Annotated in this window: 16 protein-coding genes and 3 pseudogenes; 6 read left to right on the plus strand and 13 right to left on the minus strand. The window is 71.5% G+C overall.

Going from position 1 to position 19,119, the window contains the following annotated elements:
• Positions 1–26 precede the first annotated feature (26 nt).
• Complete coding sequence (locus tag AB5J49_RS03710; RefSeq protein ID WP_369175033.1) at positions 27–1,160, plus strand: methyltransferase; 1,134 nt, start codon at positions 27–29, stop codon at positions 1,158–1,160.
• A 15-nt stretch (positions 1,161–1,175) separates the two neighbouring features.
• On the opposite strand, the gene AB5J49_RS03715 is transcribed toward AB5J49_RS03710, so the two are convergent.
• Both AB5J49_RS03715 and AB5J49_RS03720 read right to left on the minus strand, forming a co-directional pair.
• Positions 1,176–2,030, minus strand: a complete 855-nt coding sequence (locus AB5J49_RS03715; protein ID WP_369167027.1) for a ketose-bisphosphate aldolase — start codon at positions 2,028–2,030, stop codon at positions 1,176–1,178.
• A gap of 20 nt (positions 2,031–2,050) precedes the next feature.
• Positions 2,051–2,932, minus strand: a complete 882-nt coding sequence (locus AB5J49_RS03720) for an SIS domain-containing protein (RefSeq protein ID WP_369167028.1) — start codon at positions 2,930–2,932, stop codon at positions 2,051–2,053.
• 131 nt (positions 2,933–3,063) lie between these two features.
• On the opposite strand from AB5J49_RS03720, the gene AB5J49_RS03725 reads away from it, so the two are divergent.
• Positions 3,064–3,843: a DeoR/GlpR family DNA-binding transcription regulator gene (locus AB5J49_RS03725; protein WP_369167029.1), complete on the plus strand. Its 780-nt coding sequence runs from the start codon at positions 3,064–3,066 to the stop codon at positions 3,841–3,843.
• Between the two features lie 280 nt (positions 3,844–4,123).
• Positions 4,124–5,959, plus strand: a complete 1,836-nt coding sequence (locus AB5J49_RS03730) for a glycoside hydrolase family 15 protein (protein WP_369167030.1) — start codon at positions 4,124–4,126, stop codon at positions 5,957–5,959.
• Between the two features lie 15 nt (positions 5,960–5,974).
• Here the strand turns inward: AB5J49_RS03730 and AB5J49_RS03735 are convergent.
• Positions 5,975–6,259: pseudogene (locus AB5J49_RS03735) on the minus strand (L-lysine 6-monooxygenase); the annotation flags it as partial.
• 7 nt (positions 6,260–6,266) lie between these two features.
• Between AB5J49_RS03735 and AB5J49_RS03740 the strand changes: the two are divergent.
• Positions 6,267–6,632: pseudogene (locus AB5J49_RS03740) on the plus strand (iron chelate uptake ABC transporter family permease subunit); the annotation flags it as partial.
• Positions 6,633–6,634: 2 nt separating this feature from the next.
• On the opposite strand, the gene AB5J49_RS03745 reads toward AB5J49_RS03740, so the two are convergent.
• Positions 6,635–7,624: a hypothetical protein gene (locus AB5J49_RS03745; protein WP_369167031.1), complete on the minus strand. Its 990-nt coding sequence runs from the start codon at positions 7,622–7,624 to the stop codon at positions 6,635–6,637.
• Positions 7,625–7,822: 198 nt separating this feature from the next.
• Between AB5J49_RS03745 and AB5J49_RS03750 the strand changes: the two genes are divergently transcribed.
• Together AB5J49_RS03750 and AB5J49_RS03755 are read left to right on the plus strand one after the other, a co-directional pair.
• Positions 7,823–8,038 carry a heavy-metal-associated domain-containing protein gene (locus AB5J49_RS03750; RefSeq protein ID WP_369167032.1) on the plus strand — a complete coding sequence of 72 codons (216 nt, stop codon included), beginning with the start codon at positions 7,823–7,825 and terminating at the stop codon, positions 8,036–8,038.
• 48 nt (positions 8,039–8,086) lie between these two features.
• Positions 8,087–10,333 carry a heavy metal translocating P-type ATPase gene (locus AB5J49_RS03755; RefSeq protein WP_369167033.1) on the plus strand — a complete coding sequence of 749 codons (2,247 nt, stop codon included), beginning with the start codon at positions 8,087–8,089 and terminating at the stop codon, positions 10,331–10,333.
• Positions 10,334–10,409: 76 nt separating this feature from the next.
• Here AB5J49_RS03755 and AB5J49_RS03760 read toward each other — a convergent pair whose 3' ends face one another.
• The 9 genes and pseudogenes from AB5J49_RS03760 to AB5J49_RS03800 all read right to left on the minus strand — a co-directional run bounded on the left by AB5J49_RS03760 (position 10,410) and on the right by AB5J49_RS03800 (position 19,113).
• Positions 10,410–10,862: a phospholipase gene (locus AB5J49_RS03760; RefSeq protein WP_369167034.1), complete on the minus strand. Its 453-nt coding sequence runs from the start codon at positions 10,860–10,862 to the stop codon at positions 10,410–10,412.
• Positions 10,863–10,967: 105 nt separating this feature from the next.
• Entirely contained in the window at positions 10,968–11,558 is a 591-nt protein-coding gene (locus tag AB5J49_RS03765; protein WP_369167035.1) for a hypothetical protein, read from the minus strand.
• Positions 11,559–11,563: 5 nt separating this feature from the next.
• Positions 11,564–12,430, minus strand: coding sequence for a carbohydrate ABC transporter permease (locus AB5J49_RS03770; protein ID WP_369167036.1), 867 nt, complete (start codon positions 12,428–12,430; stop codon positions 11,564–11,566).
• The gene (locus AB5J49_RS03775; protein ID WP_369167037.1) at positions 12,427–13,371 is read right to left on the minus strand and encodes a carbohydrate ABC transporter permease; all 945 of its coding nucleotides are present in this window, start codon (positions 13,369–13,371) and stop codon (positions 12,427–12,429) included. Before AB5J49_RS03775 ends, AB5J49_RS03770 begins: the two co-directional genes overlap by 4 nt.
• Positions 13,368–14,650, minus strand: a pseudogene (locus tag AB5J49_RS03780) (ABC transporter substrate-binding protein). Before AB5J49_RS03780 ends, AB5J49_RS03775 begins: the two are co-directional and overlap by 4 nt.
• Before the next feature lie 61 nt (positions 14,651–14,711).
• Positions 14,712–15,473: a cupin gene (locus tag AB5J49_RS03785; protein WP_369167038.1), complete on the minus strand. Its 762-nt coding sequence runs from the start codon at positions 15,471–15,473 to the stop codon at positions 14,712–14,714.
• Positions 15,467–16,405 (minus strand): PmoA family protein, encoded by a 939-nt coding sequence (locus tag AB5J49_RS03790; protein ID WP_369167039.1) that lies wholly within the window; start codon positions 16,403–16,405, stop codon positions 15,467–15,469. The genes AB5J49_RS03785 and AB5J49_RS03790 overlap by 7 nt, the downstream gene beginning before the upstream one ends.
• Positions 16,402–17,517, minus strand: coding sequence for a Gfo/Idh/MocA family protein (locus AB5J49_RS03795; RefSeq protein WP_369167040.1), 1,116 nt, complete (start codon positions 17,515–17,517; stop codon positions 16,402–16,404). Before AB5J49_RS03795 ends, AB5J49_RS03790 begins: the two co-directional genes overlap by 4 nt.
• 342 nt (positions 17,518–17,859) lie before the next feature.
• A complete protein-coding gene (locus tag AB5J49_RS03800) occupies positions 17,860–19,113 on the minus strand; it encodes an ROK family protein (protein WP_369167041.1) in 1,254 nt (417 codons plus the stop codon).
• Positions 19,114–19,119: the final 6 nt, after the last annotated feature.

A 19,119-nucleotide genomic window follows, 5' to 3' on the forward strand; every position in this document is an offset into this window, starting at 1 on the left:
AGCCTTGACGCACGATGAACGACCGTATGACGACGCCCTGGGGCGAGCTCGCACTGACCCGTTTCCCCGAGGACCCGCGCGAGAGGCTGCGTGCCTGGGACGCCTCCGACGAGTACCTCCTCAGGCACCTGGCGGAGCAGGAGACCCCGCTGTCCGGCACGGTCGTGGTGGTCGGTGATCGCTGGGGCGCCCTGGTCACGGCGCTCGCGGCGCACCAGCCCGTGCAGATCACGGACTCCTGCCTCACCCAGGAGGCGACCCGGGCCAACCTCGACCGCGACGGCGTCGAGCCCGGCTCCGTCCGCCTGCTGACCACGCAGGATCGGCCGCCGGAACGCATCGACGTCCTGCTCGTGCGGGTGCCGAAGAGCCTGGCGCTGCTGGAGGACCAGCTGCTGCGGCTGGCGCCCGCGGTGCACGAGGGCACGGTGGTGGTCGGCACCGGGATGGTGAAGGAGATCCACACCTCGACGCTCCAGCTGTTCGAGCGGATCCTCGGCCCGACCCGCACCTCGCTCGCCGAGAAGAAGGCGCGGCTGATCTTCTGCACACCTCGGCCGTCGTCGGCTACGCCCGCCAACCCTTGGCCGTACACGTACACGCTCCCCGACGGCATCGGCGCGGTCTCGGGGCGCACGGTCGTCAATCACGCGGGCGTGTTCTGCGCCGACCGGCTCGACATCGGTACGCGGTTCTTCCTGGGGCACCTTCCGGACGGCAAGGGCGCCCAGCGGGTGGTGGACCTCGGGTGTGGCAACGGCGTCGTCGGTACGGCGGTGGCGCTGGCGAACCCGGAGGCCGAGGTGCTGTTCGTGGACGAGTCGTTCCAGGCCGTGGCCTCGGCGGAGGCGACGTACAAGGCGAACGGGGTGCAGGGGCGCGCCGAGTTCCGGGTCGGGGACGGGCTGGCGGGCGTGCCGGACGGGAGCGTCGACCTCGTGCTCAACAATCCGCCGTTCCACTCGCACCAGGCGACGACCGACGCGACGGCCTGGCGGATGTTCACGGGGGCACGGCGCGCGCTCAGGCCGGGCGGCGAGCTCTGGGTGATCGGCAACCGGCATCTCGGCTACCACGTGAAGCTGCGGCGGCTGTTCGGCAACAGTCAACTCGTCGCCGGTGACCCGAAGTTCGTGGTGCTGAGGGCCGTCAAGCGGTAGGCACACGGCACCGAGTCAGGAAGCCCTCAACACCCCGATGATGTCGGCCACCGCCCGCACCATCGCCTCCCGCCCCACACTCAGGTACTTGCGCGAGTCGACCGCCTCGGGGTGGGCGGCGAGGAAGTCACGGATCGCTCCCGTCATGGCGATGTTGAGGGCCGTGCCGATATTGACCTTGGCGATGCCGCCCGCGACCGCCGCGGTCAGTTCGCCGTCGGGGACGCCGGAGGAGCCGTGCAGGACGAGGGGGACGTCCAAGGTGGCGGACAGGCGCTTGAGGAGCTCGTGGTCGAGCGTGGCGGTGCGGGTGGTCATGGCGTGCGAGCTGCCGACGGCGACCGCGAGCGCGTCGACGCCGGAGTCGCTGACGAAGGCGTGGGCCTCGGCGGGGTCGGTGCGGGCGCCGGGGGCGTGGGCGTCGAGCGGAGCCTCGCCGTTCTTGCCGCCCAGTCGGCCCAACTCGGCCTCGATCCAGAGGCCTTGGGCGTGCGCCCAGTCGACGGCGGCCTTCGTGGCGGCGAGGTTGTCCGCGTACGGCAGTCGGGCCGCGTCGTACATCACGGAGCTGAATCCGGCGCCCGGCGCCTGGCGCAGCAGGTCGTCGCTCTGGACGTGGTCGAGGTGCAACGCGACGGGGACGGCGGCCCGTTCGGCGGCGGCGGACGCCGCGCGGGCGAGCGGGAGGAGGCGTCCGTAGCGGAACTTGACGGCGTTCTCGCTGACTTGGAGCACGACGGGCGAACTCACCGACTCCGCACCGGCGATGACGGCCTCGACATGCTCCAGGGTGATGACGTTGAAGGCGGCGACGGCGGAGCGGTCTGCGGCGGGGCGGGTGATGAGCTCGCCGGTGGTCACGAGGGGCACGGCTCTCCTTTCTCGGCGCGTCAGGGGGCGAGGATCACCGAGCGGGTGAGGTGGCGCGGCTGGTCCGGATCGAGGCCGCGGGCCGCGGCGACGGCGACCGCGAGCCGCTGGGCGCGGACGAGTTCGGCGAGGGGGTCGAGGCGGCCCTCGATCCACAGTCCGCCGGTGGAGCGGACCTGTTCGGCCAGCCCTTCGGGCGCCTCGCCGAACATCCAGGTGGCGGTGCCGCTCGTGGTGATGCTGATCGGGCCGTGCCGGTACTCCATGGCCGGGTAGGCCTCCGTCCAGGACAGCGATGCCTCGCGCATCTTCAGCCCGGCCTCGTTGGCCAGCCCCACGGTCCAGCCACGGCCGAGGAAGGTGAACTGCCCGCACTCCACGAGCCCTTCGGGCAGTTCGCCGGCGAGTGCGGTGCGGGCGTCGGCGACGACCGCGTCGGTGTGCAGGCCGAGGTGGGCACGGAGCAGGGTGAGAGCGGTGGTCGCGAACCGGGTCTGCACGACGGAACGTTCGTCCGCGTAGTCGAGGACGACGACCTCGTCGGCGGCCGTCATGACGGGCGTGTTCGGATCGGCGGTGATCGCCGTGGTACGCGTGCGCCCCTTCAGCCGTCCCACCAGGTCCAGCACTTCGGTCGTCGTACCGGAACGAGTGAGGGCGACGACTCGGTCGTACGTCCGCTCGGGCGGGAACTCCGACGTGGCGAAGGCGTCCGTCTCCCCCTGGCCCGATCCCTCGCGCAGCACGGCGAACGCCTGCGCCATGAAGTACGACGTGCCGCAGCCGACGACCGCGACCCGCTCCCCCGGCACCGGCAGCGTCCCGCCGAGTCCGGCCGCCTCCGCCGCGGCGCGTGTCCAGCACTCGGGCTGGCTGTTGAGCTCGTCCTCGACATGTGTCATGCCGCCGCCCTCCGCACTTCCATCCCATGAATGATTGTTCTTGCAAGATAGCGCCAGTTTTCAAGCAGAATCAAGCATTGCGGGGATGAGGCTTGCGCTAAGGTCGCCGGAGATCGAGGAATGGAGGGCGGATGTCGCGCGACGCCCGCTGGAAGGCACTGCTGGAGCTGCTCGTCGAGCGGGGCCGGCTGGACGTCGAGGAGGCGGCCGCCGACCTGGAGGTGTCGGCCGCCACGATCCGCCGCGACTTCGACCAGCTCGCCGAGCAGCAGATGCTCGTGCGCACACGGGGCGGCGCGGTCGTGCACGGGGTGTCGTACGAACTGCCGCTGCGCTACAAGACGGCCCGGCACGCCTCCGAGAAGCAGCGCATCGCCAAGGCGGTGGCCGACCTCATCGCGCCCGGCGAGGCGGTGGGGCTGACCGGCGGCACGACGACCACCGAGGTGGCGCGGGCCCTGGCCGTGCGCAGCGACCTGGCGTCCGGGTCGCCCGCGCTGACGATCGTCACCAACGCGCTCAACATCGCCAATGAGCTGGCCGTGCGCCCCCAGTTCAAGATCGTGGTCACCGGCGGGGTCGCGCGCCCGCAGTCGTACGAGCTCATCGGGCCGCTCGCGGACGGGGTGCTGGCCCAGATCACCATCGACGTGGCGGTGCTCGGTGTCGTCGCCTTCGACGCCACGCACGGCGCCGCCGCGCACGACGAGGCGGAGGCGGCGATCAACCGGCTGCTGTGCGAGCGGGCCGAGCGGGTGATCGTGGCCGCGGACTCCAGCAAGCTGGGCCAGCGGGCGTTCGCCCGGATCTGTGCGGCCGACGCGGTGGACACGCTGGTCACGGACTCGGCGGGCGCCCCCGACACGGTGCGGCGCTTCGAGGAGGCGGGGCTGACGGTCGTCGCGGTCTGAGGTCGTCGCGGTCTGAGGTCGTCGCGGTCTGAGGTCGTCGTGGTCCGAGGTCCTGGCGGCCTGAGCGTCATAGCAGGCTGAGCGTCATCGCAGACTGAGTGTCGTTGCGGTCCAATCCCCGCCCCCCGGCCTCCGGCCCCAGGCCCCCGGCCCCGGCCCCCCGGCCGGCCCCCGGCCCCGGCCCCCCCCGGCCACGGCCAGGTTCCCCCGGCCCCGGCCCTCTCCCCGCCGATTCCACCTACGCTGGGATCGAGGCGCATGGCGGGCCAGGGAGGCTGCGATGAGCACGACACCGATCGACGAGGACGTACGGGCGGCTTCGCACTATGTGCCGATCGCCGAGCACGGGCTGATCGGCGATCTGCGCAGCGTGGCCCTGGTGGGGACGGACGGCACGATCGACTGGTACTGCTGCCCGGCCTTCGACGCCCCGAGCGTCTTCGCGGCGATCCTGGACGCGGAGCGGGGCGGCTGTTTCGAGCTGGCGGCGGCGGTGCCGGCGCGGACCAAGCAGTTCTACTTCCCGGACACGAACGTCCTGATCACCCGGTTCTTCACCGAGGACGGCGTCGCCGAGGTGCAGGACTTCATGCCGGTGGACGGCGACCTGGCGGAGACCGAACGGCACCGGCTGATCCGGCGTGTGGTGTGCGTCCGCGGGTCGATCCCCTTCCGTACACGGGTCGCGCCGCGCTTCGAGTACGGCACCCGGCCGCACACCGTCCGCAGGGTGGGCGACGTCGCGGTCTTCGAGTCCGAGAAGCTGTCGCTCGGGCTGACCGCGACCATGCCGCTGGAGGTCGACGGGCCGGACGTGCGCGCCGACTTCAAGCTCTCCGAGGGCGAGTCGGCGGTGTTCGCGCTGGACCAGGTCGGCGGCGAGGTGAACCCCCGGCGGTGCGCGCGGACCGAGGCGGAGGAGCAGTTCAACAGCACGGTGGCGTACTGGCGGCACTGGCTGTCCGCCTCCAAGTACCGGGGCCGCTGGCGGGAGATGGTGCACCGCTCCGCGCTCACCCTGAAGCTGCTCACCTACGCGCCCACCGGCGCGATCGTGGCCGCGCCGACGACGAGCCTGCCCGAGCAGCTGGGCGGCGAACGCAACTGGGACTACCGGTACGTGTGGGTACGCGACGCCGCCTTCTGTGTGTACGCGCTGCTGCGGCTGGGCTTCACGGGTGAGGCCGGGGCGTTCATGCAGTTCCTGACCCGGCATGTCAGCCAGGGCGACGGCTGTCACACCGGCCCGCTGCAGATCCTGTACGGCATCGACGGCCGCACCGATCTGCCCGAGCGCGAACTCGGCCATCTTCGGGGGCACCTCGGATCCGCCCCGGTGCGGATCGGCAACGCAGCCGCCGACCAGCTCCAGCTCGACATCTACGGCGCGCTGATCGACTCCATCTACCTCTACGACAAGTGGGCGCAACCGATCTCCAGCGACCAGTGGGACGACGTGTGCGCGCTGGTGGACTGGGTGTGCGAGCACTGGGACCAGCCCGACGAGGGCATCTGGGAGACGCGCGGCGGCCGCAAGAACTTCCTGTACTCGCGGCTGATGTGCTGGGTGGCGATCGAGCGGGGCATCCGTATGGCCAACCGGCGCGGACTGCCCGCCGATCTGCCGCGCTGGCAGCAGTGCCGGGACACGATCTACCGGCGGATCATGCGCCGGGGCTGGTCCGAGGCGCGCCAGGCCTTCGTCCAGCACGAGGACGGCGACGTGCTCGACGCGGCCGTGCTGATGATGCCGCTGACGAAGTTCATCTCGCCGACGGACCCCAAGTGGCTGTCCACCCTCGACGCCCTCACCCAGGACCTGGTGTCCGACTCGCTGGTCTACCGCTACGACCCGGCGGCGAGCCCCGACGGACTGCACGGCGACGAGGGCACGTTCTCGATCTGCTCGTTCTGGTACGTCGAGGCCATGGTCCGCGCCGGGCGGGTCGACGAGGCACGGCTGGCCTTCGAGAAGATGCTGACGTACGCCAACCATCTGGGCCTGTACGCCGAGGAGATCAGCCACACGGGCGAGCAACAGGGCAACTTCCCCCAGGCGTTCACGCATCTCGCACTGATCAGTGCGGCCTTCAATCTGGATCGCGCCTTGGGGTGACCGGAGTTCACCGGTTCACCGGAGGGAGCGGTGGATCTCCCCCGCGCGGATCGCGGTGGTCGACAGCAGGGACGAGGTGAGGCCGTGCGTGTGCTCGGTGCTGCCCTGGAGATAGATCCCCGCGCTGACGTCGGGCGCGGTCTCCACGCGGTGGTCGCGCGCGACGCGGATCGCGTCCCCGTCGTCCCGCCGGCAGACCTTCGCCGCCTCGCCGAGCAGGGCGCTCAGGTGGCGGGGACGGTAGCCGGTGGCGTGGACCAGTACGTCGGCCTCCAGCACCTGTTGTTCCCCTGTCGGCAGGACCGCGAGCCGGCTGAAGATCCTGGAGATGGGCGACGACGCGGCGGGCGGGCTCGGGGTGCCGGTCCAGCGCACCCGGTCGGTGATCCTGGTGCTGGCCACGGCGGCCTGCTCGGTGGCCACCGCAGCGGCCGGCCCGATCCCGTTCGTGGCCCTCATCGCGCCGCAGCTGGCCCGCCGGCTCACCCGGGCCCCCGGGCCCAACCTCCTGGCGGCCACCTGCACCGGAGCATTCCTCGTGGTCACCGCCGACTTCGCTGCCCAGCGCATCCACGAGTCGGCCCAGTTGCCGGTCGGCGTGGTGACCGCGGTCGTCGGCGGGGTGTACCTGGGGCTGCTGCTGCGCCGACAGCGGCGGGTGGGGCGGATCTGACGTCAGTGTCCGTGGCCGGGCTCGTCCCCGTGCTCGTCTGAGGGCGCGCCCGCGGGGGTGTCCATGGGGGCGTCCGTGGGGGCGGTCGCCGCTCCGGCCCGGACGGTGAACGCCGCCGTGTGCACCTCGCCTTCGTGCTTGAAGTCGAGGAACAGCCGGTACGTGCCGCTGCTCGGCGCCGTGGCCGTGAACGAGATTCCCGGGCCGGGCGCGGTCCTGCCGTCGCCGGGCTCGCCGTTGGGGTGGACATGGAGGTAGGCGAGGTCGCCGGAGCGCAGGGCGACCAGGTGGCCGTAGGCACCGAGGTAGGGCTGGAGGTTCGTCACCGGGCGGCCGCCTCGCGAGACGTTCAGCTTCAGCTCGCTCGCCTTGCCCGAGCGCAGTCCGCCGGCTATGCGGACCTCGTAGCCGTCGGTCTTCGCGGTGGAGTTCGGCGCGGGCAGCTTCTGCGGCTCGTAGGAGCCGGAGGCGGCCAGGTCGGCGCCGAGGGTGAGGTTCTCGGCGCCCTTCTTCGCCGGGGTGAAGTCGGCGAAGACGCGGTAGCCACCCGCGCTGGGCAGCTCGACGGGGATGCTCCAGGTGCCGTCGGCGGCGCGGCTGGGGTGCACATGGCGGTAGGTGACCAGGTCGCGTGAGGCCACGATGAGGTGCAGTTCCTTCTCGTGCTCGCGCTGGTAGGCGGTGACGGCTCGGCCGCCGCTGTCGCGGATGACGAAGCGCAGGTCGGAGCGGGTCCCGGCAGTGACGGTCGGGGTCCTCAGGTCGAGGGTGTAGCCGCCCTCGGAGATCTGCAGCCCGCCGGCCGACTCGGCCTCGTGCCCGCCGTGGCCGCCGCCTCCCTCCGGTGTCGGTGACGGCTCGCTGTGGCTGTCGTGGCGGGCGGGTGCGGGGTCCTCGACGACGGGGTCGATGCCCATGCCCACGCCGTACGCGGTGCCGAAGGTCGCGGCCAGCGCGGCGGCGAACGCGGTGATCTTCAGTCCGGCATGCATGGCGGTCTCCTGTGGGTCAGGTCCTTCGAAAGGAACGCGGTATGAGCTCTCAATGCAGCTCACCATACCCCCAGGGGGTACGCAGTCAATCCCATTTCGACACTTGCGTTCGGTACCCCCTAGGGGTATACAGGACTCGGCAAGCATACCCCCGCCCCGTATCTGGGTCGGCACGCAACCGCACACCCGGGAGGACCCGTGTCCACGACCACCTACGCCGTCTCCGGCATGAGCTGCGCGCACTGCAAGGCCACGCTCACCAAGGTCATCGGCGAGCTCGACGGCGTCACCGAGGTCCGTGTCGATCTCGCGAGCGGCCAGGTCACCGTCACCAGCGCCGCCGAGCCCGACGACGCCCTGATCGCCGAGGTCGTCGACGAGGCCGGCTACGAGCTGACCGGCCGCGCGGGCTGACCGGCCCCCGCCCCGGGCTCCGGGCCCCACCCCGCACCAGGAGCAGCGATGACCACCACCGCGTCCCAGCCCAGCACCGAGGTAGAACTCGCCATCGGCGGGATGACCTGCGCCTCGTGCGCGGCGCGCATCGAGAAGAAGCTGAACCGCATGGACGGGGTGACCGCCACCGTCAACTACGCCACCGAGAAGGCGAAGGTCAGCTACGGCGGCGGGGTCTCCGTCCAGGACCTGATCACCACTGTCGAGGCGACCGGGTACACGGCCGAGGAGCCCGCGCGGGACGCGCCCGAGAGCCGGGACGAGGACGACGGACTACGGCCGCTGCGGCAGCGGTTGGTCACCGCCGTGACGCTGGCCGTCCCCGTCGTCGCGATGGCCATGATCCCGGCCCTGCAGTTCGAGTACTGGCAGTGGCTGTCGCTCACCCTGGCGGCGCCTGTCGTGACGTATGCCGCATGGCCCTTCCACCGGGCGGCGTTCACCAATCTGCGGCACGGCGCGGCCACGATGGACACGCTGATCTCGGTCGGTACGTCGGCCGCGTTCCTGTGGTCGCTGTGGGCTCTGTTCCTCGGCACCGCGGGCGAGCCGGGCATGACGCACCCCTTCGAGCTGACGATCTCGCGCAGTGACGGCGCCGGGAACATCTATCTGGAGGCGGCCGCCGGAGTCACCGCGTTCATCCTGGCCGGCCGCTACTTCGAGGCCCGTTCCAAGCGCAAGGCCGGCGCGGCCCTGAAGGCCCTGCTGGAGCTGGGCGCCAAGGACGTCACCGTCCTGCGCGCGAACGGCACCGAACAGTCCCTCCCCGTCGCGGAGTTGAAGGTCGGCGACCGCTTCCTGGTCCGTCCCGGCGAGAAGATCGCCACCGACGGGACGGTCGTCGAGGGCTCCTCCGCGGTGGACGCGTCGATGCTCACCGGCGAGTCCGTGCCGGTCGAGGTGGTCCCGGGCGACCCCGTCACCGGTGCCACGATCAACGCGGGCGGCCGCCTCGTCGTCGAGGCCACCCGCGTGGGCGCCGACACCCAACTCGCCCGGATGGCCCGGCTGGTGGAGGACGCGCAGAACGGGAAGGCCGCGGCACAGCGGCTCGCGGACCGGATCTCCGCCGTCTTCGTGCCGATCGTGATCGCCCTCGCGCTGGGCACCCTCGGGTTCTGGCTCGGCAACGGCGTGGGGATGGCCGCCGCCTTCACCGCCGCGGTCGCCGTACTGATCATCGCCTGCCCGTGCGCCCTGGGCCTGGCCACCCCGACCGCACTGATGGTCGGCACCGGGCGGGGCGCCCAGCTCGGCATCCTGATCAAGGGCCCGGAGGTGCTGGAGTCCACGCGCGAGGTCGACACGATCGTCCTCGACAAGACGGGCACCGTGACCACCGGCCGGATGACCCTGCTGACCGTGCACACCACCGACCACACCGACGAGGCCGAAGTCCTGCGGCTCGCGGGTGCGTTGGAGCACTCCTCCGAGCATCCGATAGCGCGCGCCGTGGCCGACGGGGCGCTTCAGAAGCTGGGTTCGCTGCCCGCGCCCGAGGACTTCGCGAACGTGCCGGGCCTGGGGGTGCAGGGCGTCGTCGAGGGCCATGCGGTGCTGGTGGGCCGCGAGCGGTTGCTGGAAGAGTGGGCGATGGAACTGCCGGAGGACCTGCGGCGGGCCAAGTCCGAGGCCGAGGCGTGCGGTCGTACCGCCGTCACGGTCGCCTGGGACGGCGAGGCGCGGGCGGTCCTGGAGGTGGCCGACGCGGTGAAGGAGACCAGCCCGGAGGCGATCCGGCGACTGCGTGCCCTCGGTCTCACCCCGATCCTGCTGACCGGCGACAACCGGGCCGTCGCGCACTCCGTCGCCCGCGAGGTCGGTATCGCACCCGAGGACGTCATCGCCGAGGTGCTGCCGCAGGACAAGGCCGAGGTCGTCAAGCGGCTCCAGGGCGAGGGCCGTTCGGTCGCCATGGTCGGCGACGGCGTCAACGACGCGGCCGCCCTGGCCCAGGCCGACCTCGGCCTGGCGATGGGCACCGGCACGGACGCCGCGATCGAGGCCGGCGACCTGACCCTGGTGCGCGGCGATCTGCGCGCCGCCGCCGACGCCATCCGGCTCTCCCGCCGGACGCTCGGCACCATACGGTCGAACCTGTTCTGGGCCTTCGCCTACAACGTCGCCGCGCTGCCGCTCGCCGCGGCCGGACTGCTCAACCCGATGATCGCCGGCGCGGCCATGGCCTTCTCCTCGGTCTTCGTCGTCGGCAACTCCCTGCGGCTGCGCTCGTTCCGGGCCGCCGACTGACACCCCGGCCAAGCCGGAAGGGGCGCCGCGACCTGCGGCCCCCCCTCTTGTCTTTGACGGCACATCGGGCGAACTGTCAGCCGAAGGCCTTCACGGCCTGGTAGTAGGTCCAAGCCGTGCTGTTGCAGGCGGACTTGGTCGCACCGCTGTAGCCCGTGCACACACGCTTGAGGTCCTCGTAGAGGGCGCTGTCGAGGCGTGACTTGTTGGCGCTGAAGGTGCCCTGCGCCTTGTAGTTGCGGTACCCGAAGTCGTGCCGGGCGCAGGACGTGGAGAACGGGAAGCCGAACGGGTTGTCCGGCGAGGAGGAGCAGTAGTCGGTGGACCAGTCGAAGCCGTAGGCGGACCAAGCGGACTGGTTGGACCGGGCGGCCACCCAGGCGTTGTAGCTGGACGCGCTGGTCTGCGTCCAACTGGCCAGGACCTGGGGCTTGTCGGCGGGCGCGGCGTCGGCGGCCGAGGCGGTGGCGACAACGGCCATGAGGGAGAGGGCTGAGGCGGCATAACCGGTGGCGAGTGTGCGGCGCATTCCACACCTCCATGAGGCTGCGACCCGCCCGTCGGATCGCAGGTTCATGTCAAGATGATTCACGCCCGCACCACGCCTTCACACCAGATGTGCCCCAATACGCCCTTAACTCTTGGACATGCCGGTCCGTCGGACATGAACGGCAGTGAGCGCCAGGGCCAACGGCCCCGGAGCCAGGAAGGCGAGCGGCAGCATCATCCACGCGCACAGGGCGGCCGTGACGACGGCGAGCAGCACCAGGCCGCTTCCGCCCGCATCCTGTACGGCGTCCCGCGCCGCCTCGCGTACGGCGCCAGGCCAGTCGGTCAGCGACTCGGCACGCGCGCAGGCCCTGAGGCCGACCACCGTGGCGGCCGCGCCGATCGCCCCGGCGACCACCGCGAACAGCGGCGCCCCCGGCAGCCCCGCCCCGGCCAGCGCCAGGTCGGCGGCGCACAGCAGCGCTCCGGCCAGGGCTATGGCACCTGCCGCGAGGTCGCCGACCCGAAGCCGCCGCCGAAGTACCGCGAAGTACCGCCCGGCAGTGGCCGGTTGCCCCTCCCCAGCGCCCCGCAGCACCGCGCACGCACTCGACAGCGCGGCCGGGACCGTCACGACGGGCAGGCTCGCCACGGCCGTGGCGAGGCCGACGCTCAGCACGTCGGCGAACAGGGTCATCCGCGGCCCGAAGACCTCGCCCGGCTCACGTGTTCCCATGGCGCTCACCCCTTGAGTCCGGAGCTGGCCATGCCCTCCACCAGCAGGCGCTGGAAGGCGAGGAAGAACAGCACGATCGGCAGCAGCGCGATCACGGACATCGCGAACATCGGGCCGAACGCCGACGTGCTGGACGCGTCCACGAACGACCGCAGCGCGAGGGTGAGGGTGAACTTGTCCGGGTCGAAGAGGTAGATGAGCTGGGTGAAGAAGTCGTTCCAGGTCCAGATGAAGGTGAAGATCGCCGTGGTGATCAGCGCGGGCCGGGTGAGGGGAAGGACGACCTTGAAGAAGCTGCGGAACGGGCCGCAGCCGTCGATACGGGCCGCCTCCTCCAGCTCGCGCGGCAGGCCGCGCATGAACTGCACGATGAGGAAGACGAAGAACGCCTCGGTGGCGAGGAACTTCGGCAGGATCAGCGGCCAGTAGGTGTTCACCAGGCCGAGCTGGTTGAAGATGATGTACTGCGGGATCAGCACCGCGTGGTGCGGCAGCATGATCGTCGCGATCATGAACGCGAACAGCGGTCCGCGGAACCGGAATCGCAGGCGCGCGAAGGCGTAGGCGGCGAGCGAGCAGCTGATGACGTTGCCGAGCACCGCGCCGCCCGCGATCAGCAGCGAGTTGGACAGCAGCCGCCAGATGGAAACGTCGTTGACGCCGTCCAGGGCGGTGGAGTAGTTCGACCACTCCAGGTGGCTGGGCAGCAGATCGAGGCTCGCGATGACCTCGTCGGCGGGCTTGAGCGAGGTCGCGAGCAGCCACGCCAGCGGGTAGAGCATGACCAGCAGTGCGGCCAGACAGCCGAGGTGCAGGGCGATCCGGCCCCAGGCAACGGGCTTGCGGACAGCGGGAGTTGTGGTGGTGGTCATCGCTCCCCCTCGGAGGCGTAGAAGACCCAGGAGCGCGAGGTGCGGAACAGCACCGCCGTGACGGCGCCGATCACGATCAGCAGGACCCAGGCCATGGCGGAGGCGTAGCCCATGTGGGAGGCGACGAAGCCGCGGTCGTAGAGGTAGAGGGTGTAGACGAGGGTCGAGTCGGCGGGGCCGCCCTTGCCGGCGCCGATCGCGAAGGCGGGCGTGAAGACCTGGAAAGCCTGGATGGTCTGGAGTACGAGGTTGAAGAACAGGACCGGGGACAGCATCGGCACCGTGACGGACAGGAACTGCCGCCATTTCCCGGCCCCGTCGACGGCCGCAGCCTCGTACAGCTCGCCGGGGATCTGCTGGAGGCCGGCCAGGAAGATGACCATCGGCGCCCCGAACTGCCACACCGTCAGCAGGGCCACGGCGAGCAGCGCCCAGCCGGGCTTGTTGACCCAGCCACCGGTGCCGAGCAGGTTGTCCACCGTGCCGCCGTCGTTGAAGACCGCGCGCCAGACGAGGGCGATGGACATGGAAGCGCCCAGCAGGGACGGGGCGTAGAACGCCGACCGGTAGAAGCCCTTGCCCCGCTTCATGGACTTCAGGGCGAGCGCGACGGCGAGGGCGAGGACGAGTTGCAGGGGCACGGCGATGACGACGTACGTCAGCGTGGTCAGTACCGACCGCCAGTAGCGCGGGTCCTCGGTGAACATCTGGACGTAGTTGCGCAGGCCCACCCAGCGCGGCGGGTTGAACAGGTCGTAGTCGGTGAAGGACAGGTACAGCGACACGGCCATCGGCAGCAGCGTCAGGACGATCGCGCCGAGCACCCACGGGGACAGGAACACCCAGGCGGGGCCCTGGCTTTCGCGCTTGGAGCGACGCTTGGGAGCGGTGGCCGCCCCCGGTTTCCTGGCGGCGGGCGCGGTGATGTCGGTGGTGGTCATGACCTCAGCTCCGCCTTCGCCTCGGTGACGTAGTTCTCGGCCGCCTCGCGCGGCGACATGCGCTCGTAGGACACCTGGTCGTAGTCGCGCTGGAAGGTGGCCTGCAGGGCGTTGTCCCCCGAGGGCGGGGCCTGCGGCGGATCCTTGAGCGAGCCCTCCAGGGAGGCCTGGTAGTCGGCGATCGTCTTGTCGAAGTCCTTGAGCTGCGGCTCGATCGCCTCGCGGACGGACTCGTTGACGGGGATGCCACGGGTGGCGCCGAGGATCTTCGCCGCCTGCTCGTCGTTGATGAGGAAGTCGACGAGCTGAGCGGCCTCCTTCGGGTGGCCAGTATTGGCCCCGACGCCCAGGAACATCGACGGCTTGAAGTACTGGCCGGGGGTGCCGTCCTCCCCGGACGGCATCGGCGCGAGCGCGACGCCGCCGGGTATGAGGGCGAGGAAACCGCTGGCCGGAGCATCCCAGTTGGCGTCCGCCGTGGCCTCGCCGCGCCCGAGCGGGGTGTTCTCCACGGAGCCGTCGAGCTGGGTGGTCTGCTCGGCGGGCGAGACGACGCCCGCGCGCCGGAGTTCGTCGGTGAAGGTCCACCAGCGGGTCAGGTCGTCGGCGGTGAAGCCGAGCCCGCCGTCCTCGGTGTAGAGGGACTTGCCCTGGCCGCGCAGCCAGACCTCGAAGCTGTCCTCGCTCTGTCCGGGGTCGGTGGCGCCGGGCTTGCCGGTCTTCTGCGCCAGGGCGCGCATGGCGTCGGCCCACTCGCTCCAGGTCCAGCTCCGGCCCGGGAGCGGCACGCCGGACGCCTTCCACGCCTTGACGTCGTAGGCGACGGTCTCGGTGGCGCGGCCCTGGGGGATCGCGTACTGCGTGTCGTCCAGCCGTCCGGTGGCGAGCAGGCCCGCGTCGATCTCACCGGTGCGCAGGACGGCCTTCTGCTCGGCGAGGTCGAGCAGACGCCGCCCGAGGCGTACTGGTCGATCTGCCGGTAGTCGAGCTGCATCACGTCGGGGGCGTCGCCGCCGGCGGCCTGCGTGGCGAGCTTCTGCTTGTAGGCCTCGTAGGCCGAGAAGGACGTCTGCACCTGGATGTTCGGGTGCTGTTTCTCGAACAGGGCGACGGCCCGTTCGGTGCGTTCCGCGCGGTCGGGGTTGCCCCACCACGTGTAGCGCAGCACGACCTTGCCGCCGCCGACCGAGTCCCCGGATCCTCCGCAGCCGGCCAGCATCGTGCAGAGCACGAGTGCGGCGGCCGACGCGCAGAACCCCTTTGTCCTGTGTCCGGGCATGCCGAGGTCACCTCTTCTCTCCTCGGACTTTCTGTTGGCCCCCCTCGGCCCCCCCGGCCTGCTATTCGCTGCCGTACGGCAGCCTCGTCCCCGGCAGGTTGTACTCGTCGCGGCGGCCGCACATGCCGAAGCCGCCGAGCCTGGTGGGCGCGGTCTCGTACGAGGTCGCGTCGGCGAGATACGCCGGCTCACCCGCCTCCAGCGCGTCGAGCTGGGCGCCCGTACGCTCGGCGGTGGCCAGCGCACCCGCCCGCCACAACTCCCGCCAGTTCGGGACCTTGGCACGCACCAGGCGGGCGGCGGCTCGCTGGAACTCGGCGTACGGGCCGCCGTCACCGGCGACGAGGGCCTCGCGCAGGGCGAGATAGCCCGCTACGGCGAGGTCTCTGCGCCGGCGCGCGGCGGCCGCCGTGTCCGCTCCCGTGCCGGGCGGGATCGCCGCGGCGGACGCGTACTTCTCCGGGTCGGCGAGCACCTCGGGCGGGAAGGTGAAGACGGCGTCCCCGGCCTCGGGCAGGCCGCTGTTCTGCATCAGCACGGTGATGCGCAGATCGCCGCCCTGGACCATACGGTGCACGGTCCCGGGCGTGAACCAGGCGACCGAGCCCGGCTCCAGGGGGATGTCCCGGTAGCCGTCGGGGCTCAGCGTCTGCACGGCACCCCGGCCGCCGGTGACGACGTACGCCTCCGTGCACACCAGGTGCAGATGCGGGCTGCCACCGCACACGCCGTCGGCGGCCTCCCAGTCGTAGGCGCTGAGATGGGACAGGCCGACGGCGCCGGGCAGCGGGTGGGGCAGGGCGGGCTTGGCCTCGTTCACCACGGCAGCCCCTGAAGATGCGCGGCCACCCGCTCGCGGTCCCAGGCACCGTCGGCGAAGACGACGCGGTACCGGTAAGCGAAGGACTCACCCGGCGGCAGCTCGAACTCCTCGAAGAACGCCCAGGAGAACGCCACCGTCGGGATGGGCTCGGAGCGCACGAACCAGTGGGACTCGTGGATCGCGGCGTTCTCGTCGAGGTTCTCGGGCGCGTGCGCGAAGACGAGCGTGGAGTGGCCGTCGACGTCGTCGTGCTCGGTGGTGAAGGCCAGCCATGGGCCCTGCGTGCCCATCAGCTTGCCCGCGTCCGCGCCCGCTCCCCCGTCGAGGTCGGGGCCGAAGGCGGTGCCGCCGGTGAAGTCCCGGGGGCCGCGCCACTGGAGTCCGGTGTACCCGGCCATCTCACGGCCGGCGGTGGTGGGCGAGCCGAAGACCAGCGGCTCGGCACGGAGGTTGGTGAGCCGGATCGACCAGTCCAGGGCCCAGGCACCGGCCGCCTCGTCCACCGAGTGGACGGTCAGCCCGCGCACCTCGCGCGCCCACTCCTCACCGCCGTTCTCGACCCAGGTCAACTCCTCGGTGAAGGCGAGCCGGTCGTCCTCGACCGCGAAGCCGGCGAAGCCGTCGTGCCGCATGGAGCCGACGCGCTCGGGCAGGGCGAGGTAACCCTCGCCGTGGACATAGCAGTTGCCGCCCCAGAAGTTCTGCCCGGACAGATGGCTCGCCGTCATCTGCAGGCCCTTGTGCCAGCGGTGGTCATTCGGCCGGTAGCCGGTCACGGTGCGTCCGGCGAGGGTGCGCACGGGGTGCGCGTAGGGCTTGCGGGACTCGAAGGGCTCCGGGTCGGGGCGGTAGACGTAGCGGAGGATCTCCGTGCCGCCTGCCGCCTCGACGGCGATGTGGTCACCGTCGACGTGGGTGACGCGGATGCTCATGCGCGCTCCTTGGGGGCCCAGTGGGGGTGGTCGCCGTGCATGGCCGGGTAGAAGGAGTCACCGGGCCGGATCTCGCCCGCGAGCACCGGCCGGCCTGTGAACGCGGCCTTGTAGAGGCCTGCGGCGAAGTCGAGGGTGACCCTGGCCTCGGGGCCGCTGCCGGGCGGTCGGACACCGTGGTCGTAGGCGTCGAGGAGGGCGCCGAGCTGTGCCGTGTGCGAGCTGGGCAGGTCCGCGGCCGGGGTGCGCCAGGCGATGGCGCGCTCGGAGGGGACGTGCGGGGCCGGGGTGTAGACCCAGTCGTCGTTGCGGTGGCCGTACAGGTGGGTGAGCTCGACCGTCGCGTCGGCGCAGTCGATGCGGATGCGGCTCACCTCGTGCGGGGAGAGCACGCTGTTGACGACGGTGGCGAGGGCACCGTTCTCGAACCGCACGAGGCCCGTCGAGACGTCCTCGCTCTCGGTGTCGTGGACCAGGCGCGCGGCCATGGCCCGGATCTCCGCCCACGGCCCGAGCAGGTGCAGCAGCAGGTCGAACTGGTGGATGCCGTGCCCCATCGTCGGCCCGCCGCCCTCGGTGACCCACCGCCCGCGCCACGGCACCGCGTAGTACGCGGCGTCCCGGTGCCAGGTCGTCTGGCAGTGCGCGACCAGCGGGGCGCCCAGCTCACCGCTCGCGATCAGCTCACGGGCGTGCACGGCGCCGGAGCCGTAGCGGTGCTGGAAGACGACCGACGCGTACGCCCCCGACGCCTCCTCGGCCGCCGCGATCTCGTCGTACTCGGCGAGCGACAGACACAGCGGCTTCTCGCACAGTACCCAGGCGCCCGCCTTGAGCGCGGCGACCGTCTGCTCCCGGTGCAGCGACGGCGGCGTGCCGATCAGGACCAGGTCGGGGCGTACGGCGTCCAGCATGTCGCCCGTCGAGGTGTACCCGGCGACGTCCTCGCCCGCGAGCTCCCGGAAGGCGTCCAGCCGGGCCGCGTCCACGTCGACGGCGGCGACCAGCTCCACCCGGTCCGCGTGATGTCTCAGGGCGGGGAGATGGCTGCCGCTGACGATGGCGCCGGTGCCGATCACGGCGACGCGGCGGCGGGCGGTGCTTGGGGACATGCAGTTCTCCTCGGACGGCCGGGGACAGCCCGCTTCAGAAAGCGCTTGCACTTCGAGGCGACCCTAGGCAGGGACCTAATGTCAGGACAACCCCTCTGCGGCGACATGAGCAAAGCCTTGACCCGTTCGGCTCGGCTCACCCCCGCACGCTCCCCTCATCGCCTCCCGCTCAAACGGACGAAGATTGCGCAGAGGTCAGGAGCTGCGGCGGGACGCAACTCGGGCCTGGCGACGGGCCGTTGACCGCACCTCGGAACCTCGCCATGGATGAGGCGTCCGGAGAAAGCGGCTTCTGACCGCTCGTCGCCGCAGCGGGGCAGACGGCCGCTGCCGGCGGGCACGTCAGCCGATCGGCTGGGCGGTCTCGGCACCCGGCTGCGGCCGGGTCCGGGCCTGGCTGACCAGGCCGAGCCGGGCGAGGAACTGCTCCAGGGTGAAGGCGGCCATGCCCAGGCACACGGCGTTGCCGGGCACCTCGGACACCTCGACGGTGAGGCCGGGCAGGGAACCCGGCAGCACGTGATGGGGCAGTTCGTCCCGTACGGCGGGGACGAGCCACGGGGCCAGCACCTTGGGCAGCCAGCCGGTGAGAGTCACCTTCGGGACGTTGAGCAGGTTGACGAGGTCGCCGAGGGCGGCGGCGAGATAGCGGCCCGTGCGCCGGACGAGCTCCCGCAGCACCGGGTCCCCCGCGGCCAGGCCGCCGACGACGGTCTCGGCGAAGTCCCGCTGCCCGGGCTGCCCCAGCGCCGGATGGGACGGGTCGATCTCGGCCAGCGTCACCTCCAGGCCGGGAGCGCCGACGTACGCCTCCACGCACCCGTGCCGGCCGCAGCGGCACGGGCGGCCGTCCAGCATCAGGAGGGTGTGTCCCCATTCGCCGGCGTTGTTGGTGATGCCGCGGACCAGGGTGCCCTCGATGGCGATGCCCGCTCCGGCTCCGGTGCCGATGTTGACCACGGCCATGCTGTCGACGACGCGCCCGACGCCGAACCACATCTCGGACAGGATCGCCGCCTTGAGCGGATTGTCGACGTACACCGGCAACCGCAGCCGCTCGGCCAGCAGTTCCTCGATGTGGACGTCGTGCCAGTCCCAGTTCGGCGCGAAGACGGAGACCCCGGCGTCGTGGTGCACGTGGCCCGGCATGCTGACCCCGACTCCCACGATCCGGTCGCGCTCGGTCCCGTCCGCGTCCAGGGCCGCCTCGATCGCGCCGACGATGCCGTCGACGACGTACGCCTGGTCGTATCGGTCCTCGTCGAGGGCCGTCTCGTGCCGGCTCAGCACGCCGAGAGCGAGGTCGTACACCGTGGCCTCGACGTAGGTCTCGGCGACGTCGACACCGACGATGCGGCCCCGGTCCGGGTTGATCGTGAGCCGTTCGTACGGCCGTCCCACGGCGTTGCGCTCCACGGCGGCGATGTGCAGCACGCCCTCCGCCAGGAACTGGCCGGCCAGTGTCGTCACGGTGGCCTGGCTGAGGCCCGTGTGCCGGGCGAGTTCCTGGCGGGAGGACGGCCCGAGGTCGAACAGCGCGTGCAGCACCTCGAAACGGTTCTCGCTGCGAAGGTCTCGGGCCGTGTGCCGGGCCACCGGTAC

Source organism: Streptomyces sp. R28 (assembly GCF_041052385.1).
Taxonomy (GTDB): domain Bacteria; phylum Actinomycetota; class Actinomycetes; order Streptomycetales; family Streptomycetaceae; genus Streptomyces.

What these genes read in the sequence shown, in the direction of transcription:
- AB5J49_RS03710 (WP_369175033.1), top strand. Translation starts at nt 27, where the DNA reads ATGACGACGCCCTGGGGCGAGCTCGCACTGACCCGTTTCCCCGAGGAC.
- AB5J49_RS03720 (WP_369167028.1), bottom strand. Translation starts at nt 2,932, where the DNA reads ATGACACATGTCGAGGACGAGCTCAACAGCCAGCCCGAGTGCTGGACA.
- AB5J49_RS03725 (WP_369167029.1), top strand. Translation starts at nt 3,064, where the DNA reads ATGTCGCGCGACGCCCGCTGGAAGGCACTGCTGGAGCTGCTCGTCGAG.
- AB5J49_RS03730 (WP_369167030.1), top strand. Translation starts at nt 4,124, where the DNA reads ATGAGCACGACACCGATCGACGAGGACGTACGGGCGGCTTCGCACTAT.
- AB5J49_RS03745 (WP_369167031.1), bottom strand. Translation starts at nt 7,624, where the DNA reads ATGCATGCCGGACTGAAGATCACCGCGTTCGCCGCCGCGCTGGCCGCG.
- AB5J49_RS03755 (WP_369167033.1), top strand. Translation starts at nt 8,087, where the DNA reads ATGACCACCACCGCGTCCCAGCCCAGCACCGAGGTAGAACTCGCCATC.
- AB5J49_RS03760 (WP_369167034.1), bottom strand. Translation starts at nt 10,862, where the DNA reads ATGCGCCGCACACTCGCCACCGGTTATGCCGCCTCAGCCCTCTCCCTC.
- AB5J49_RS03765 (WP_369167035.1), bottom strand. Translation starts at nt 11,558, where the DNA reads ATGGGAACACGTGAGCCGGGCGAGGTCTTCGGGCCGCGGATGACCCTG.
- AB5J49_RS03770 (WP_369167036.1), bottom strand. Translation starts at nt 12,430, where the DNA reads ATGACCACCACCACAACTCCCGCTGTCCGCAAGCCCGTTGCCTGGGGC.
- AB5J49_RS03775 (WP_369167037.1), bottom strand. Translation starts at nt 13,371, where the DNA reads ATGACCACCACCGACATCACCGCGCCCGCCGCCAGGAAACCGGGGGCG.
- AB5J49_RS03790 (WP_369167039.1), bottom strand. Translation starts at nt 16,405, where the DNA reads ATGAGCATCCGCGTCACCCACGTCGACGGTGACCACATCGCCGTCGAG.
- AB5J49_RS03795 (WP_369167040.1), bottom strand. Translation starts at nt 17,517, where the DNA reads ATGTCCCCAAGCACCGCCCGCCGCCGCGTCGCCGTGATCGGCACCGGC.